This is a genomic window from Bordetella genomosp. 5 (assembly GCF_002261315.1).
GTDB lineage: Bacteria > Pseudomonadota > Gammaproteobacteria > Burkholderiales > Burkholderiaceae_B > Bordetella.
In genome coordinates this window covers 889,642-904,320 of sequence record NZ_NEVP01000001.1, presented here as the reverse complement: position 1 = coordinate 904,320, position 14,679 = coordinate 889,642, and the positions used below count along the sequence as shown (strand labels likewise).

Here is a 14,679-nt window from a genome sequence, read left to right as displayed (position 1 = left end):
GCTCAGCGGGCGTCGGCCACGATGGTGACGGGCGCGCCGTCGGTCAGGCGCTGAAAGCCCGCCACCACGACCTCATCGCCGGGCGCCACGCCGGTGAGCAGCTCGGCGCGGCCCTCGCGCCGCTCGCCCACCGTGACCTGCACGCGTTGCGCCTTGCCCTCCCGCACGCGAAACACATACTGCGTCTGACCCGAGGGCGACAGCGCGGCCTCGGGCACCACCAGGGCGCGATCCTGCGCGAACTGCAGCTGCACGCGGGCAAACATGCCGGGGCGCAGCGTGTGATCGGGATTGGCGACGGTGGCCCGCAGCAGGATCGAGCGCCCGCCCGCGTCGACCAGCGGGCTCACCGCATAGACTTTGCCTTCGCGCTCCTGGCCCGGCATCGCGTCGAGCCGCACGGCCAGGGTCTGGCCTGTGCCGACCTTGCTCAGGTACATCTCGGGCACCCGGAAATCCACCTTGAGCGGATCGATCGCCTCGAGCGGCGCGAGGTCCTGCCCCTGGTTCACGTAATCGCCGACCGACACGTCGCGCAGGCCGACCATGCCCGCGAACGGGGCCCGGATGGTCATCTTGTCGAGCCGGGCCTGTGCCAGCACGGTGGCCGCCTGCTGCACCTTGAGCGTGCTGCTCGCCTCGTCGCGCGCCTGCTGGCTCACGAAGCCGCGCCCCTGCAGGTCGACCGAACGTTTGTATTGGCTTTGCGCCAGCGCGAGATTGGCCTGAGCCTGCTGCAGCTCGGCGCGCGGAATCGAGTCGTCGAGGCGGATCAGCACCTGCCCCGCCTTCACGGACTGGCCTTCGCCGAAATCGATGTGCTGGATGCGGCCGGCGACCTCGGGCCGCAGGATCACGGATTCGTCGGAGCGCAGGCTGCCCACGGCGGCGATGCCCCGCGCGAACGGCACTTCCTGGACCTGGGTGGTCTGTACCCGGACCGGGGCGATCTTGACCACGGCGGGGTCGGCAGGCGCCGAGGTGGCGGCCGGCGTTCCGGCGCCCGCCGCCAGCCAGCGCGGCACGGCCCAACCGAGTCCCGCGCCAACGGCCACGCCAACGGCCAGCACGGCGAACAATGCAGCTTTTTTCATGCGCGAACGACGAGCGCCCGCGTCCGAAAAGGCGAGCTGAATGATCAGGGAACCTTGGACTTTAGCACCTGAATTTACATCCAGGAACAATCCCGCTCGCAGGGCCGCCTGGGGATATCCCGCAGGGCGCCCGCGCGGGCAGCGCGGGCAGCGCGTGCTACACGCGCCCCACGCTCGCCACGCCCTGGTTGGCCAGCGCATCGGCGGCCTCGTTGCCGGGGTCGCCGTTATGGCCGCGCACCCAGCGCCAGGACACCCGGTGGCGAGCCACCTGCTCGTCGAGCTGCTGCCAGAGCTCGGCGTTCTTCACGGGCTTTTTGTCGGCCGTAATCCAGCCGCGCCGCTTCCAGTTGGGCAGCCACTCGGTCATGCCCTTCATGACGTACTGCGAATCGGTGTGGATCACCACGGTGCAGGCGCGCTTGAGCGCGCGCAGGCCCTCGATGACGGCCAGCAGCTCCATGCGGTTGTTGGTGGTGTTGGCCATCCCGCCATGCATGGTCTTCTGGTGGCCGCCCGCTTTCATCAGCACTCCCCATCCGCCCGGACCCGGATTGCCCTTGCAGGCGCCATCGGTCCACATTTCCACGGTGTCGAGAGAGGTCGTTTGTTCTTGCATGTCACTTCTAGAAAAGTGCCGCCAGCGGGCGGCACGGGTTATTCGTCGGCGTGGGCGCTGCGGTTTACGGCCACCGTGGCCGCGGCTGCGGCCTTGCCTTTTTTCTTCCAGGCCGGGCCGATGACGCGCATGCCGGCCACGCGCTTGACCGCCGACACGACGTAGACGGCGCCGCCCATCTTCCACCAGCGCGCCCCCTGGCGCTCCAGGAAATGCCAGCGCTTGAGCCACTGGTCGGTGCGGCAGGCGGGCACGAAGCAGCCGTAATGGCTGCTGTCGATGTCGAACGAAAGCAGCTTGAGCCAATCCTTGAGACGCGGCACGGACATCTGGGCCTGGCGCGAGGACGGCAGCCAGTCTTCCATGCCGGGGATGGCATTGCGGGCACCCCACAGGCTCCAGGGATTGAAGCCCGACACGATGACCCGGCCTTCGGGCACCAGCACGCGCTCGACTTCGCGCAGCACCAGGTGCGGCGCGTCGGTGCATTCGAAGGTGTGCGGCAGCAGCAGCAGATCGACGCTCTGCGACTCGAACGGCAGCGCATCCGGCGCGGCAATGACGCTGGCCTGCTGCCATTCGCCTTCGACCGTTTCGGTGCCGACCCAGCCTTTGAAGGGCATCCGGTTGGCGCGCAGCAGATCCAGCCCCGGCAGGCCGACCTGCCAGGCGTGGTAGCCGAACACGTCCGCCACCAGTTCGTCGTATCGCTCGCGCTCCCAGGCAAGGGCATATTGCCCCGGGGCGGTATCGAACCATTCAGCGAGTTCTACAATCGGCGACGTTACCTCAGCCACATTCCACATCCTCACGCTATGAACGCTCAGCCCGACTTCACGGGCGCCGCCGACGGCGGTGTCCGCATCCTGCCCTTGCCGGCCTTCAATGACAACTATATATGGGCTGTCGTGCGCGACACGTCCGTGGTGGTCGTCGATCCGGGCCAGGCCGAACCGGTGCAACGTCTTCTGCACGAGCAAGGCCTGACTTTGCGCGCCATTCTACTCACGCATCACCATGCCGACCATGTGGGCGGCGTGACCGAACTGGTCGCGGCCACGGGCGCGCGCGTGTACGGACCCGCGCTCGAGGTGCTGCCGCACTGCGACGTGCTGCTCGGCGAAGGCGACTCGGTCGAGCTGCCCGACGTCGGGCTGTCGCTCAGCGTGCTCGACGTGCCGGGACACACCGCCGGCCACATCGCCTACGCCGGCAAGGCCGCGGGGCGGCCGGTGCTTTTCTGTGGCGACACGCTGTTCGCGGGCGGCTGCGGGCGGCTCTTCGAGGGCACGCCGGCACAGATGACCGATTCTCTGCGAAAATTGGGGACTTTACCGGAAGATACATCGGTTTTCTGTGCACACGAGTACACTCTAGCCAACTTGCGCTGGGCGCTCGCCGTTGAACCGGCCAACCGCACCCTGCAACAGTGGTACGAGCGGGCCCAGCAATTACGCGCAGAAGGTGTCCCTACCCTGCCTTCCTGGATAGGCCAGGAGCGGGCCACCAATCCGTTTCTGCGCATCCAAGAAGTGGATGTCGCCAAGGCCGCTGCCGCCTGGGCCGGACGTGTTTTGTCCAGCCCCGTGGACGTTTTCGCCTCGCTGCGTGAATGGAAAAACAACTTCAAGTGATCCGACAATGAGCTTTATCCGATTCCTGCTTCCCATCCTCGTCGTGGCCCTGGCCGGTTGTGCCGGTACTCCCCAGAGCAAGCCCCAGGCCCAAGGATCCTCGAGTCGGTATATCGCCAAAGACACTTCCCGCACCGTCGACCTGACCAGTCCGCCCAGCGACGCCTGGGACCGCATCCGCCGCGGCTTCGCGGTGCCCAATCTGAATACCGAGCTGTCGCAGCAATGGACCGACTACTACGCGTCGCACCCTGAAGCCGTGCAGCGCATGGCCGAGCGCTCGGGCAAGTATCTGTATTTCATCGTCGACGAGGTCAATCGTCGCGGCCTGCCGACCGAGCTGGCGCTGCTGCCGTTCGTCGAGAGCGCCTACAACCCCACCGCGCTGTCGCGCTCGCAAGCCTCGGGCCTGTGGCAGTTCGTGCCGACCACCGGCACCTACTTCAACCTGAAGCAGGACTGGTGGCGCGACGAACGCCGCGATCCGATCGCCTCCACCTATGCGGCGCTCGACTACCTCGAGAAGCTGTTCGAAATGCAGGGCGACTGGTACCTGGCACTGGCCTCGTACAACTGGGGCGAAGGCTCGGTGCAACGCGCGATGGCCAAGAACGAGGCCGCCGGCATCCCGACCGACTATCTCAGCCTGTCGATGCCCGACGAGACCCGCAACTACGTGCCCAAGCTGCAGGCCATCAAGAACATCATCGCCGACCCCAAGCGCTACGCCGTCGTGCTGCCGAAGGTCGACAACGCGCCGTACTTCGTCACGGTGCAAAAGAAGAGCGACATCGACGTGGAGGTCGCGGCCAAGCTGGCCGAGATGCCGCTCGACGAATTCAAGGCGCTCAACCCCTCGTTCAACCGCCCCCTGATCCGCGGCGAGCACCAACCCACCCTGCTGCTGCCGGCCAACCGGGTCGAAACCTTCAACGCCAATCTGCGCAACTACAAGGGCGATCTGAGCACCTGGACCACCTACGCCTCGCGCCGCGGCGAAAGCTACGCCGCGATCGCCAAGCGCTACAACGTGTCCGAGGCGCGCCTGCGCGACATCAACGACGTGCCGTCGCGCCAGAAGGTCGCCAGCGGCCAGACGCTGCTGGTGCCGGCGGGCGCCGCGGGCAACCCCGGCGGTGGCGTGCAGCTGGCTTCGCTGGGCACGCCGGTGGGTTCGCTCGACGGCGTGGGCGCCAAAGATACCGCGCCCGCCTCGCGCACGCCGGCCAGCCGCGCCAAAGCCGCGCCGCCCGCGCGTCCGAACAACGCCCGCGCGAATGTGCGCACGCACAAGGTCGGCAGCGGCGACACGCTGTTCGCGCTGGCCAAGCGTTACGGCACGACGGTCGACGCGCTGCGCGCGCTGAACAACCTCAAAGGCAACAACCTGAAGCTGGGCTCGCAACTGCGCGTGCCGGGCACGGGCACCCGCGGCTGATCGCCCGCCCCGGCAGGGTCGGGTGCCCCGGCGCCTGCCCCTGCACTGCTCGTCCGATGGGCCCTCGTGGGCCCATTTTTTCATCCCATCGAACTTACGCGGCCCGCAGCGTTCATACCCTTACGTCACCGGAAATGGCGTGGATGCAAAGCGACCGGAGTATCAAAGCGATACAATTCCTTCATACTCAGGTTGCCGGCATCGCCTAGCATGCCGCTGCCGTGTTGGTCCGTGAGCCGCGCAAACCGCTGCGGCGACCCCGACCGCACCTCGTCCATCAGGCATTGCGCTTGCTACCGCACCTTCCCCGCCCGATTCCGCCGGCGCATCCTGCGCGACGACTCGAACCTCCTGATGCCGCGCGGCGCGTGGCAGACCGAATCATGACGAAAATCCTTGTCGTCGACGACCAGCACGTGATCGTCGACATGTTGAGCGAATTCCTGGCCGAAGAGGGCTACGACGTTCATACCCATACCGATGGCCTGACCGCCCTGCAGCAGATGCTGGAATTGCGGCCCGACCTGGTGATCACCGACTTCAACATGCCGGGGATGGACGGTGGCGCGCTGATCACCGCCATGCGCGACAACGCCTATCTCAACGAGACGCCGGTGCTGGTGCTCAGCGGCCGCCCCGAACACGAGGTCGAGGCCGCCTGCCGCGGCCATGCCGCGCATCTGCGCAAGCCCGCCGAACTCAACGACGTGCTCGACGCCGTTCATCGCCTCGCGCCGCCGCCCCGTCCCGGCGCGGCCGCCCGGATCTGATCAGGGTTTCAGAATCGTCGACAGTTGCACGTCCACGGCCGTCATGAGCTTGTGGATCGGGCACTTCTCCGACACCGCCAGCAGCTCGTCGCGCTGCGCCTCGGTCAGATTACCGTTCAGGCGCAGCTGCGTCGTCAGGCGATAGATGCCACGCCGTTCGTCGCTGGCATCCCGCACCACTTCCACGTCCACGGATTCCAGCGGAATCTGCTTGCGCTGCGCGTAGACCATCAGCGTGAGCGCCTTGCAGCCGCCCAGCGCCGTGTCGAAGTAATCGTGCGGGTCCGGACCCTCGCCCTGCGGGGCGGGCATGCCCACCGGCAGCGCATGACCTTCGGCCGTCGCCGTGTAGCGCAGCGTGCCCGGGGCATTGGCGTGCAGGGTGATCGTCATGAAAAGCTCCTATGCTGTGGGCCGGCCGCGCCGGAATACCGTCTTGTATCACGGCGTCCCCCATTTGCCGAAGCTGACGCCCCACTGAACTTCCGCTCCACCGCCGGGTCTCATAGCTTGTCATTGTTACTGGAGTCGCATCTTGAGCGCTCGTCAATTGCTCGATCAACTACTGCAGTCCGGCCAGAGCCTGGTGCAAGGCGCCGCTGGCCGCGCCAATGCCGCCACAAAGGGCGGCGACTCGTCGTCTTTCCTCAAGGGACTGGGCGGCGGCGCGTTGGGCGCCGGTGCGCTCGGCCTGTTGATGGGCAGCAAAAAGGCCCGCAAGGTCGGCGGCAAGCTCGCGATGTACGGCGGCGTGGCCGCCGTCGGTGTGCTCGCCTATCGCGCTTACGACCAATGGCAGCGCAATCAGGCCGGCGGCACGCCGCCGCAAGGCACGGCCGCCGCGCCGGCCGCCCTGCCGCAGCCGCAAACGATCGATCGCCTTCCGCCGGCGCAGGTCGAACAGCATGCCAGCGCCATCCTCACCGCCATGATCGGCGCGGCCAAGGCCGACGGCCACATCGGCCCCGACGAGCGCCAGTTGCTCGAACAGGAGCTCACCCGGCTGTCGGGCAACGACGCCGACCGCGGTTGGCTCGAGGCCGAGCTGGCCCGCCCGGTCGACCCGTCCGTCGTCGCGCGTGCCGCGCAGACCCCGGAGATGGCGGCCGAGATGTATCTCGCCAGCGTGCTCGTGGTCGACGAAGAGAGCTTCATGGAACGCGCCTACCTCGACGAGCTGGCGCGCCAACTCAAGCTGGCGCCGGAGCTGAAGGCCACGCTCGAGGCGCAGGCCGCGGCCGTCTGAGGCGCTGCCGACCGATTCGACGTACCGCCGAGCCGGGCTACATCGCATCGCGCGGGCCGCCTTCGGGCGGCCCGTTGCATTGTCAGTCGACACGCAGGCCGAGCGATTGCGTGAGCGCGGTGAAGCGCGCGATGTCGGCGCGCACCAGCCGATCGAACTCGGCCGCGCTCGACGCGGTGGGCGCAAAGCCCAGATCCAGCAGGTGGTTGCGCAGGCCCGGCCGGGCCATGATCGCGGCCACCGCGGCGTTCAGTCTGTCGATCACCTCGGGCGGTGTGCCGGCCGGCGCGAGCAGGCCGTGCCACTGGTTGAGCTCGTAGCCCGCCATGTCGAACTCGGCTACCGCCGGGACCTCGGGCAGCAGCAGCGAGCGCTCGGCGGAGCTCACCGCCAGTGCGCGCAGGCGGCCGCTCTCGATGAAAGGCACCGCGCTCGACGCCGTGACGATACCCAGCGGCACATGGCCCGACAGCACGTCGGTCAGCGCGGGGCCGCAGCCCTTGTACGGCACCTGTTGCAACGGCGCGCCGCTGCGCAGACGCAGCATTTCGCCCGCCAGATGCTGGGGCGTGCCATTGCCGCACGATGCGTAAGGCACGGTCGTGCCGGCCGGATCGCGCGCCAGCACGGCGGGCAGGTCGGTAAAACCGGCGTCGCCACGCGTCACGATTACCGAGGGCACGAAGGCCACGTTGATCACGGCGGCGAAGTCCTGCTCGGGCGAAAAATCCAGCTTGCTGAACACGCCCGGCGTGATGGCGAACGAGCTGTTCACCATCAATAGCGTGTAGCCATCCGGCGCGGCCTGGGCCACGGCGCGCGCGCCGATATTGCCGCTGGCGCCCGGCCGGTTTTCCACGACCACGGGCTGGCCGATGTCTTCGGCCAGCGCGGCGCCGATCTTGCGGGCAAGCAGATCCGTGCCCCCTCCCGGCGGAAAGGTGACGACGATGGTGATCGGATGGTCGGGATAGACCGCGGCGCGCGCCGCGGAGGTCGCCGCGCCGCGCGCGCTCCAGACCGCCACGCCCAGCGCGAGGCCCAGCATGGCCATGGCGAGGATCGATTTCGTTTTCATGATCGTTCAGGGCGGACACTCGCGGGCCGGCAGGCTTGCTGGCTACGAGCTGTCCGCGTAGGTGCGGCGCCTCAGCTGTCCAGACCGATGTCCAGCACGCGCGCGCTGTGCGTGAGCCAGCCCACGGCCATCAGGTCGACGCCCGTGGCCGCGATGGCCGGCGCCGTCTCGGGCGTGATGCGCCCGGAGGCCTCGGTGATGGCGCGGCCGTCGACCATGGCGACGGCATCACGCAGGGTCGGCGGATCCATGTTGTCGAGCAGGACGACGTCGACGCCCAGCGCCAGCGCCTCTTCGAGCTGCGCCAGCGTGTCGACCTCGAGCTCGATCTTGACCATGTGGCCGACCGCGGCGCGGGCACGTTCGACGGCCTCGCGTACGCCGCCGGCCAGGGCCACGTGGTTGTCCTTGATCAGCACCGCGTCGTCGAGCCCATAGCGGTGATTGCTGCCGCCGCCCACGCGCACGGCGTACTTCTGCACCGCGCGCAGACCCGGCAGCGTCTTGCGCGTGCAGGTGACTTTGCACCGGTACTGCGCAATCGCGTCGGCGATCGACGCCGTCGCGGTCGCCACGCCGCTCAGATGCCCGAGGAAGTTGAGCGCGGTGCGCTCGGCCGTGAGCATGCCGCGGGCGGGCCCTTCGATCACGGCAATCTCGCTGCCCGCCTCGAGACGCGCCCCGTCCGCCAGCAGCGCCCGAAAGCCGATCTCGGGATCGACCAGGCGGAACGCCAGGCGCGCCAGGTCGAGCCCGGCGAGCACTCCCGCCTGCCGCGCCACCAGACGGGTCCGGCCGCGCGACTCGGCCGGCACGATGGCATCGGTGGTGATGTCTCCCGCGCGTCCGAGGTCTTCGAGCAGGGTGGCACGGACCAGGGGCTCGAGCATTACGCTCGGCAAGGGCGGCACCTGCGTGATGCGGGAGGAGGAGGCGGGCACTTCGGTTTTTATGCTCATTTTGAGTATTTGTGCGCGTAAAAAAAAGGCGTCTGGCCGAATCGATAAATTATGCTATTCCTGAGCATAAAGCGTTGTCAAGCCGCGGTGCAGCATGTCGGGCATTGCCCCGGCGGACCCGCCCCCGGGCTAGACCTGCCGGGCGAGCGGCAGCTTGCTGCCGGCGATCGCGCGCTCGGCCAGCACATCCCGGCGAAAGCGGAACAGCTTGGCCGGCCGCCCGGCCGTGCCGGTGGCCATGCCGCCGGTCTCTTCGACCAGATCCTGCTGTTCGATAAGCCGGCGGAAATTCTGCTTGTGCAGGCCCCGCCCCGCCAGCGCCTCGACGGCGAGCTGGAGCTGCAGCAGCGTGAACTCGGGCGGCATGAGTTCGAACACCACCGGCCGATATTTGATCTTGGCACGCAGCCGGGCCATGCCGGTGGCGAGGATGCGCCGGTGGTCGTGATGCATGGCCTGCCCCGGCAGCGTGGGCGCGGTTTGGCCGCGGCGCTGCGCCTCGGGCACGAGCCCGGCCTCGAACAGCAGCTCGTAGCGCTGCAGCAGCATGTCTTCGTTCCAGGACGCACCGTCCAGTCCGAAGGTCAGGTTCACGCGCTGACGCCGCTGCGCGGCCGCGGTGGCGTCACCGGCCTGCGCGATCCAGGCGTTGAGCGCGGGCTCGATATGCTCCGCGAGCATCGCGGGCGCGCCGGCCCGATGATCTTCCCAGGGAAAGTAGCGGTACCAGTCCTGCCAGCCCACCTGCGCGACGCCGGTTTCGCCCGCTTCGCGCGTGAGGCCGAGATAGCTGACCGAGATGACGCGCGCACCGACCGCATCGGAACGGTCGCGGTCGGCGAACGTGTAGAGCTGCTCGACATAGCCGAGCGGATGATGGGTCTGCGTCTCGACCCAATCGCGCATGCCGGCCTGCAACGAACGGTGGCTCAACTCGAAGGGCCCCGCCGGCAGCGCCTGTCCGCCGTCGGTCGTGAGCACGCGCGGCTCGCCCGCCGTCACGGCGATCAGCACGGCGACGAGCTCGGCGGTAACGTTGCGTTCGAAGGTGTCGGTCACGATGAATGGGGTCCGGGCGGCGTCCCCATTATATGTGGGGGGCAGGGCCTGTACGCGTGGGCTTGCAGCTTTTCACACCTGGTCACTGCGACGGGCCGCGCGGGCTCCTAGGATGAAGGTGACGGGCTTGGCGCCCCTGCGCCACGCCGCAATTCCAGGAGCCGCATCATGACGAAAACGATTCATGCCACTGTGCCGCCCGACGCCGCGGCCCCCGCCGCGCCCCGCGCCGCCGATCCGGTGAAAGGGACCGGCAAGATGCCGATGCCGGAGTCGCCGCCCACGGTGGCCGGCATGCCGCGCGAAGGCCGGGTGATGAACGAGCCCGGCGACCCGGGCGTGCCGGCGGGCGAAGACGACATGCTGGACACCTCGCGCGCCCCCGAGCCCGGCGAGGATTTCGAGCCGGACAGCGGCCCGGCGAAGCATCGGCCTTAAGTTTCTAGGAGGCTCGCTGCGCGGCGGCGCCTAGGCCGCCGCACTGAACATATAGCCCCAGCCGTGCACGGCGCGGATGGGCAGACGCAGGTCGTGCCCCGCCGCCTTGCGCCGCAGGCGGCACACCAGTACGTCGACGTAGCGCAAACGCGTTGCACCGCTGCGGCCCGGCCGCACGTCGACGGCATCCATCAGCTCGTGGCGGCTCAGGCGCTGCGTGGGCGCCTGCATCAAGGCGCCGACCAGCGCGCGTTCGCTTCCGCTCAGGGCGAGACGGCAGTTGCTCGGACTCACCAGCACCCAACCGTCGTCCTGCAAGCGCCAGGTGTTGCCCACGGGCGGGACGCCGGGCCTCGGCGTCGTGCTCTGCTCGTCGACGACATTGCCCACCGCCCGGCCGAAGGCGTCGGCCAGCGGGCTGGTCCAGCGCCGCGCCAGCGCGTGCAGGACCGCCGCGACTTCGCGTTCGCTGGTCTCCCGATCGACGCAGGCGTCCACCCCGCACAGCAGCAACTGCACCCGCATCTCGGGCGGCACGGCGCGCGTCATGGCGACGATGCCCAGGCCGGGATGCAAGGTGCGCAGGCGGGCAGCAGCGATCAGCACGTCGGCATGAGGCGCGGCGAGCACGACGAAGGCGCAGCGATGGGCCGCATGCACCGCAAACAGCGCGGCGACGTCATTGCACTCCCGCACCTCGAAGCCAGAGCGGGACAGCCAGATACCGAGGCGGTGCGGGCCCGCCCCTTCGGCGCACAACAAAACGGACGGCGTAAGCGTACTCATGGCGACTCCGCCTGCAGAACATTCGCGGCCCAACAGGCGGTCGAACGACATACCGCCCTGAACACGATCGTGTTTCATGAGTTAAACACAGTCGTGTATGCAGACGGCCTAGGATTTTCCCGACTTAATTCAAGCATCAAGTAAAACCCGCGATCACAGGCTGCGGGTAAACCCTTTTCGCTCGCACCTTTTCCGATATGGATCGCGCAGATTTCATATGTTTTAATCACTAACCGAACATGGCCGGACAGTTTAATAATCAGGGTGAGTACGTTTAGCGATCGTCTCCGCGACGCCAGGGCACATCGCGGCTGGACTCAAAAAGAACTGGCCGAAATCAGTGGCCTCACGCCCAGCGCCATCGGCAATTACGAAAGCGGCCAGCGGATGCATCCGTCGGGCACGGCTTTGCTCAAACTGGCGCAGGTGCTGAACGTGTCGCCCGTCTGGCTGGGCGAGGGAGACGCGTCCGCGCCCCATCCCGCCCCCGTGCCGCAATATCCGCAATCGACCGCCGCCGATTCGCGCTGGCCCTTCCGCAATATTGATTTCGCTCGATATTCGCGCCTCAAACCCCAGCAAAAGCGTCAGATCGAAATTCTGCTGGCGGCCTATATCGATTCCTGTGGTTGCTGAGGGTCGGCGGACAGCCGTCCCGCGCTGGCGGCCAGCGAATCGGCCACGTGTTCGAGTTTGTCGTTGAGCAGGTCGAGCGAGACGCCGGCCAGCTCGAACAGCGCATCGGCTCTCGCCACATCGAGCGGCCTGCCGGGCTCCGGCGCATAAAAGCTCCGCGACAGATCCTCTTGAAGAATGCTCAGCAGGCTGCGCAAGCCGATCGCGACGGATCGAGACGCCTGCAGTGCCTGCACCAGCCGATCCGCGCCGGCTTCGCCCCGCCCTGCCGTCTCTTGCGGCTGTTGCGCAATCCGATCCGATTGCTCCTGGGCGCCGGGATGTTCGTTCTGCATGATGCCCTCCCCTGGGTCATACCGCGCGCTGTGTTGCGCGCATCTCACCGGCGAGTCGAGGCGAGCCCCCGCCGCCAGCGTCAGTGTTAAATACTGAAACAGATAAGTTAAATAATATTTCAGAACGCCGGCCAGGGGTGGAAATCAATGTATCGGCGTCCGCTGGGTGAGTCAGGGCAGCGCGTACGCGATGAGATAGTCGCCCGGCCGCGTCCTGGCAGCCGGATGGCCGCCCGCGGCGATGACGACGTAGGCGCGGCCATCGGCGTCCTGGTAGGCCATCGGCGCGGCCTGTCCGCCCGCCGGAAGACGGTCCTGCCACAGCACATCGCCCGTGCGCACATCCACCGCCCGCAACGCCTGCTCCTGCGCGGCCACGGTGAACACCAATCCGGTGCCGGTGATCAACGCGCCCCCGGCGGTGCGGGTGGCAAGCGGTATCGGCAGAAACGAACGCAGACCCAGCGGAACGCTGTCGTATGCCGATCCGAGCCGGGCCTGCCACAGCACCCGGCCCTGCCTGAGGTCCACCGCCGTCAGATGCCCATACGGCGGGGCGGCACAGGGCGCCCCGAGCGGCGACAGAAACGGACCCGCCGCCTGCGTGGTGGCGCTGGACGCCGAACTCGCTTCGGCGGGCGGATCGTAGAGCGGCAGGCGGGCCCAGTTCAGCACCAGCACGCCGCGATGCGGATCGAGCGCGACGCCACCCCAGTTGACGCCGCCGATCGCGGCCGGCAGATCCAGATGCGGCGCGTCGCTGACGCGCGCGGTCTGCAGGGCGGCGGCCTGACGCAGGCGCAGCCGGCACCAGAGGTGGTCGAACGGCGTGAGCCCCCACATGTCGGATTCTCGCAGCGGCCCCTCCGTCTGTGCGCCCATGTCCAGCGCCGGCACGGGCAACGGCTCGCCCGTGCGCCGGTCGAGCACGAACACCTGGCCGCGCTTGCTGACCTGCACCAGCGCCGGAATACGGCCCTGCCCCGGCGCGCCGGGCCAGTCGGTGAGCACGGGTTGCGAGGCGACGTCGTAATCCCACAGCGCGTGACGCCGGGCCTGGAAGGTCCAGCGCGGCTGCCCGGTGTCGGCGTCGAGCGCCAGCACCGTGCCGTAGCGCCGGGGCTGCGCCCCCTGCGGCAGGCCCGCATCGGCGGGCACGTTGCCGGTGGGCACATAAATCATGCCGAGCGCTTCGTCGGCGCTGATGGGAGCCCAGGCGTTCGGCTCGGAAGGCCGCGGGCCCGGACCGGCCTCGTCCGGATCCACCGACCAGACCAGCGCGCCCGTGCGCGCGTCGTAGGCCCGCATGCGCCCGCCCGGCTCGCCCACCGACTGACCGTCGCTCAGCCAGCCGCCCAGCACGACGCGGCCGCGCACCACCTGCGGCACCGAGGTCGCGTGATAGCTGCGATGCGAAGACGCGCCGTCGCGCATGTCCACCTGGCCCGCGCGGCCGAAGTCCGGACAGGGTGCGCCGGTGCGCGCATCGACAGCCAGCAGACGTGCATCGGGCGTGACGCCATAGATGCGCGCGGCGCACACCGCGTCGGGCGCCATCCGGGGCAAGACGTGATGCGCCACGCCACGACAGGCCACGGCGCCCGACACATCAGCGGCCGGCGCGGCGTTCGCCGCGGCCACGTCCGCGTGCGGATCATGACGCCAGCGTTCGCGTCCGGTCCGGATATCGAGCGCGATCAGCGCACCGCGCGCCGAACAGAGATAGAGGGAGTCGCCGACCTTGAGCGGCGTGACCTCGAGCCGGCGCGGCTCGTTGTCGGCGGCGGGCCATTCGCCGGTGCGGTAGGTCCAGGCAACGCGCAGCCCGGCCACGTTGTCGGGGCGGATCTGCGCCAACGAGCTGTAGTGCGTGCCGCCGGCGTCGTTGCCGTAGTACGGCCAGTCGGGCGAGGTCGGCGGCGCGCCCGCTTCGTCGCGCAGGTCGGCGCGCAGGGCCGGCACGGCTTGCGGGCCCGACTCGTAGGCCGGCTTGCCGCGCAGCACCCCGGCCACCACGATGCCCGCGAGCGACACGGCAAACCCCATCGTGACCAGCCGCGCCGCACGATCGACGCGGGGCGCGGGCGCCAGCCAGCGCATGACGGGCGGCAGCCAGAACGCCATGCCGAGCGCGAACAGCAGGCCGAGGCGGCCGGCGAGCGCCCAGAAATCCAGACCGACCTGCCAGAGCGACCAGCCGAGCGTCCAGGCCAGCATCGCGGCATAGACGCCGAGGCATCCCGCATGACCGAACCAGAGCATCAGGGCCGCGGCCACACAGGCCACGCCGGTACAGAGGAAATAGACGGAGCCGCCCTGCATGAGCAGCTTGAGGCCTCCCAGGCCCAGCAGCACGCCGCTCGTTGCGAGCACAACGCACAGCCCCACTGCCACTACATTTCTACCCGACTCATCGTCGACCGCAGACATGCCACACTCCCCAAGGCCTGGCCGGCGTTCCGGCGTTCCGGCGTTCCGGCGCTTCGTTGTCCCGCGCGGCTGCGCTGGCCGCGTACGGTCTTGCCACCTCTGGATGCCCGGCGCGTCTGTGTGAAGCGACAGCGGCGGGCCGATCGGCCCGCCCTGC

General features: G+C 68.6%; 16 protein-coding genes. 6 read left to right on the top strand and 10 right to left on the bottom strand.

Translation table 11 applies throughout. The features are described from left to right. Window positions 1-2: 2 nt before the first annotated feature. The 3 genes from CAL25_RS04190 to CAL25_RS04180 form a co-directional block, all read right to left on the bottom strand. On the bottom strand, window positions 3-1,094 hold the full coding sequence (locus tag CAL25_RS04190) for an efflux RND transporter periplasmic adaptor subunit (RefSeq protein ID WP_094798650.1): 1,092 nt from the start codon (window positions 1,092-1,094) through the stop codon (window positions 3-5). A 157-nt stretch (window positions 1,095-1,251) separates the two neighbouring features. Continuing rightward, window positions 1,252-1,713: a ribonuclease HI gene (gene rnhA / locus CAL25_RS04185; protein ID WP_094798649.1), complete on the bottom strand. Its 462-nt coding sequence runs from the start codon at window positions 1,711-1,713 to the stop codon at window positions 1,252-1,254. 38 nt (window positions 1,714-1,751) lie between these two features. Beyond that, on the bottom strand, window positions 1,752-2,510 hold the full coding sequence (locus CAL25_RS04180) for a class I SAM-dependent methyltransferase (RefSeq protein WP_094798751.1): 759 nt from the start codon (window positions 2,508-2,510) through the stop codon (window positions 1,752-1,754). 18 nt (window positions 2,511-2,528) lie between these two features. On the opposite strand from CAL25_RS04180, the gene gloB reads away from it, so the two are divergent. The 3 genes from gloB to CAL25_RS04165 all read left to right on the top strand — a co-directional run bounded on the left by gloB (window position 2,529) and on the right by CAL25_RS04165 (window position 5,555). Continuing rightward, the gene (gene gloB / locus CAL25_RS04175; RefSeq protein WP_094798648.1) at window positions 2,529-3,347 is read left to right on the top strand and encodes a hydroxyacylglutathione hydrolase; all 819 of its coding nucleotides are present in this window, start codon (window positions 2,529-2,531) and stop codon (window positions 3,345-3,347) included. 7 nt (window positions 3,348-3,354) lie between these two features. Beyond that, on the top strand, window positions 3,355-4,785 hold the full coding sequence (locus CAL25_RS04170; RefSeq protein ID WP_094798647.1) for a transglycosylase SLT domain-containing protein: 1,431 nt from the start codon (window positions 3,355-3,357) through the stop codon (window positions 4,783-4,785). Between the two features lie 383 nt (window positions 4,786-5,168). Continuing rightward, window positions 5,169-5,555 carry a response regulator gene (locus CAL25_RS04165; protein ID WP_094798646.1) on the top strand — a complete coding sequence of 129 codons (387 nt, stop codon included), beginning with the start codon at window positions 5,169-5,171 and terminating at the stop codon, window positions 5,553-5,555. Here the strand turns inward: CAL25_RS04165 and CAL25_RS04160 are convergent, their stop codons facing one another. Beyond that, window positions 5,556-5,948: an OsmC family protein gene (locus CAL25_RS04160; protein WP_094798645.1), complete on the bottom strand. Its 393-nt coding sequence runs from the start codon at window positions 5,946-5,948 to the stop codon at window positions 5,556-5,558. Between the two features lie 142 nt (window positions 5,949-6,090). Between CAL25_RS04160 and CAL25_RS04155 the strand changes: the two genes are divergently transcribed. After that, window positions 6,091-6,801 (top strand): tellurite resistance TerB family protein, encoded by a 711-nt coding sequence (locus tag CAL25_RS04155; protein ID WP_094798644.1) that lies wholly within the window; start codon window positions 6,091-6,093, stop codon window positions 6,799-6,801. 82 nt (window positions 6,802-6,883) lie between these two features. On the opposite strand, the gene CAL25_RS04150 is transcribed toward CAL25_RS04155, so the two are convergent. From CAL25_RS04150 to CAL25_RS04140, 3 genes are all read right to left on the bottom strand, one after another. After that, entirely contained in the window at window positions 6,884-7,849 is a 966-nt protein-coding gene (locus CAL25_RS04150; RefSeq protein WP_432759224.1) for a tripartite tricarboxylate transporter substrate binding protein, read from the bottom strand. A 101-nt stretch (window positions 7,850-7,950) separates the two neighbouring features. Next, window positions 7,951-8,838 (bottom strand): carboxylating nicotinate-nucleotide diphosphorylase, encoded by an 888-nt coding sequence (gene nadC, locus CAL25_RS04145; protein ID WP_094798642.1) that lies wholly within the window; start codon window positions 8,836-8,838, stop codon window positions 7,951-7,953. Window positions 8,839-8,967: 129 nt separating this feature from the next. Beyond that, window positions 8,968-9,897, bottom strand: coding sequence for an NUDIX hydrolase (locus tag CAL25_RS04140; RefSeq protein ID WP_170948372.1), 930 nt, complete (start codon window positions 9,895-9,897; stop codon window positions 8,968-8,970). Between the two features lie 168 nt (window positions 9,898-10,065). Between CAL25_RS04140 and CAL25_RS04135 the strand changes: the two genes are divergently transcribed. Beyond that, window positions 10,066-10,335 (top strand): hypothetical protein, encoded by a 270-nt coding sequence (locus CAL25_RS04135; RefSeq protein ID WP_249278933.1) that lies wholly within the window; start codon window positions 10,066-10,068, stop codon window positions 10,333-10,335. A gap of 30 nt (window positions 10,336-10,365) precedes the next feature. Here the strand turns inward: CAL25_RS04135 and CAL25_RS04130 are convergent, their stop codons facing one another. Next, the gene (locus CAL25_RS04130) at window positions 10,366-11,121 is read right to left on the bottom strand and encodes a response regulator transcription factor (protein WP_249278932.1); all 756 of its coding nucleotides are present in this window, start codon (window positions 11,119-11,121) and stop codon (window positions 10,366-10,368) included. Between the two features lie 264 nt (window positions 11,122-11,385). Between CAL25_RS04130 and CAL25_RS04125 the strand changes: the two genes are divergently transcribed. Continuing rightward, a complete protein-coding gene (locus tag CAL25_RS04125; RefSeq protein ID WP_094798639.1) occupies window positions 11,386-11,757 on the top strand; it encodes a helix-turn-helix domain-containing protein in 372 nt (123 codons plus the stop codon). Here the strand turns inward: CAL25_RS04125 and CAL25_RS04120 are convergent. Continuing rightward, on the bottom strand, window positions 11,733-12,092 hold the full coding sequence (locus tag CAL25_RS04120; RefSeq protein ID WP_094798638.1) for a hypothetical protein: 360 nt from the start codon (window positions 12,090-12,092) through the stop codon (window positions 11,733-11,735). The two genes, CAL25_RS04125 and CAL25_RS04120, sit on opposite strands and share 25 nt — an antisense overlap. A 171-nt stretch (window positions 12,093-12,263) precedes the next feature. Next, window positions 12,264-14,522 (bottom strand): PQQ-binding-like beta-propeller repeat protein, encoded by a 2,259-nt coding sequence (locus CAL25_RS04115; RefSeq protein ID WP_094798637.1) that lies wholly within the window; start codon window positions 14,520-14,522, stop codon window positions 12,264-12,266. Between the last annotated feature and the right edge of the window lie 157 nt (window positions 14,523-14,679).

What these genes read in the sequence shown, in the direction of transcription:
- CAL25_RS04190 (WP_094798650.1), bottom strand. Translation starts at nt 1,094, where the DNA reads ATGAAAAAAGCTGCATTGTTCGCCGTGCTGGCCGTTGGCGTGGCCGTT.
- rnhA (WP_094798649.1), bottom strand. Translation starts at nt 1,713, where the DNA reads ATGCAAGAACAAACGACCTCTCTCGACACCGTGGAAATGTGGACCGAT.
- gloB (WP_094798648.1), top strand. Translation starts at nt 2,529, where the DNA reads ATGAACGCTCAGCCCGACTTCACGGGCGCCGCCGACGGCGGTGTCCGC.
- CAL25_RS04170 (WP_094798647.1), top strand. Translation starts at nt 3,355, where the DNA reads ATGAGCTTTATCCGATTCCTGCTTCCCATCCTCGTCGTGGCCCTGGCC.
- CAL25_RS04165 (WP_094798646.1), top strand. Translation starts at nt 5,169, where the DNA reads ATGACGAAAATCCTTGTCGTCGACGACCAGCACGTGATCGTCGACATG.
- CAL25_RS04160 (WP_094798645.1), bottom strand. Translation starts at nt 5,948, where the DNA reads ATGACGATCACCCTGCACGCCAATGCCCCGGGCACGCTGCGCTACACG.
- CAL25_RS04150 (WP_432759224.1), bottom strand. Translation starts at nt 7,849, where the DNA reads ATGCTGGGCCTCGCGCTGGGCGTGGCGGTCTGGAGCGCGCGCGGCGCG.
- nadC (WP_094798642.1), bottom strand. Translation starts at nt 8,838, where the DNA reads ATGAGCATAAAAACCGAAGTGCCCGCCTCCTCCTCCCGCATCACGCAG.
- CAL25_RS04135 (WP_249278933.1), top strand. Translation starts at nt 10,066, where the DNA reads ATGACGAAAACGATTCATGCCACTGTGCCGCCCGACGCCGCGGCCCCC.
- CAL25_RS04130 (WP_249278932.1), bottom strand. Translation starts at nt 11,121, where the DNA reads ATGAGTACGCTTACGCCGTCCGTTTTGTTGTGCGCCGAAGGGGCGGGC.
- CAL25_RS04120 (WP_094798638.1), bottom strand. Translation starts at nt 12,092, where the DNA reads ATGCAGAACGAACATCCCGGCGCCCAGGAGCAATCGGATCGGATTGCG.
- CAL25_RS04115 (WP_094798637.1), bottom strand. Translation starts at nt 14,522, where the DNA reads ATGTCTGCGGTCGACGATGAGTCGGGTAGAAATGTAGTGGCAGTGGGG.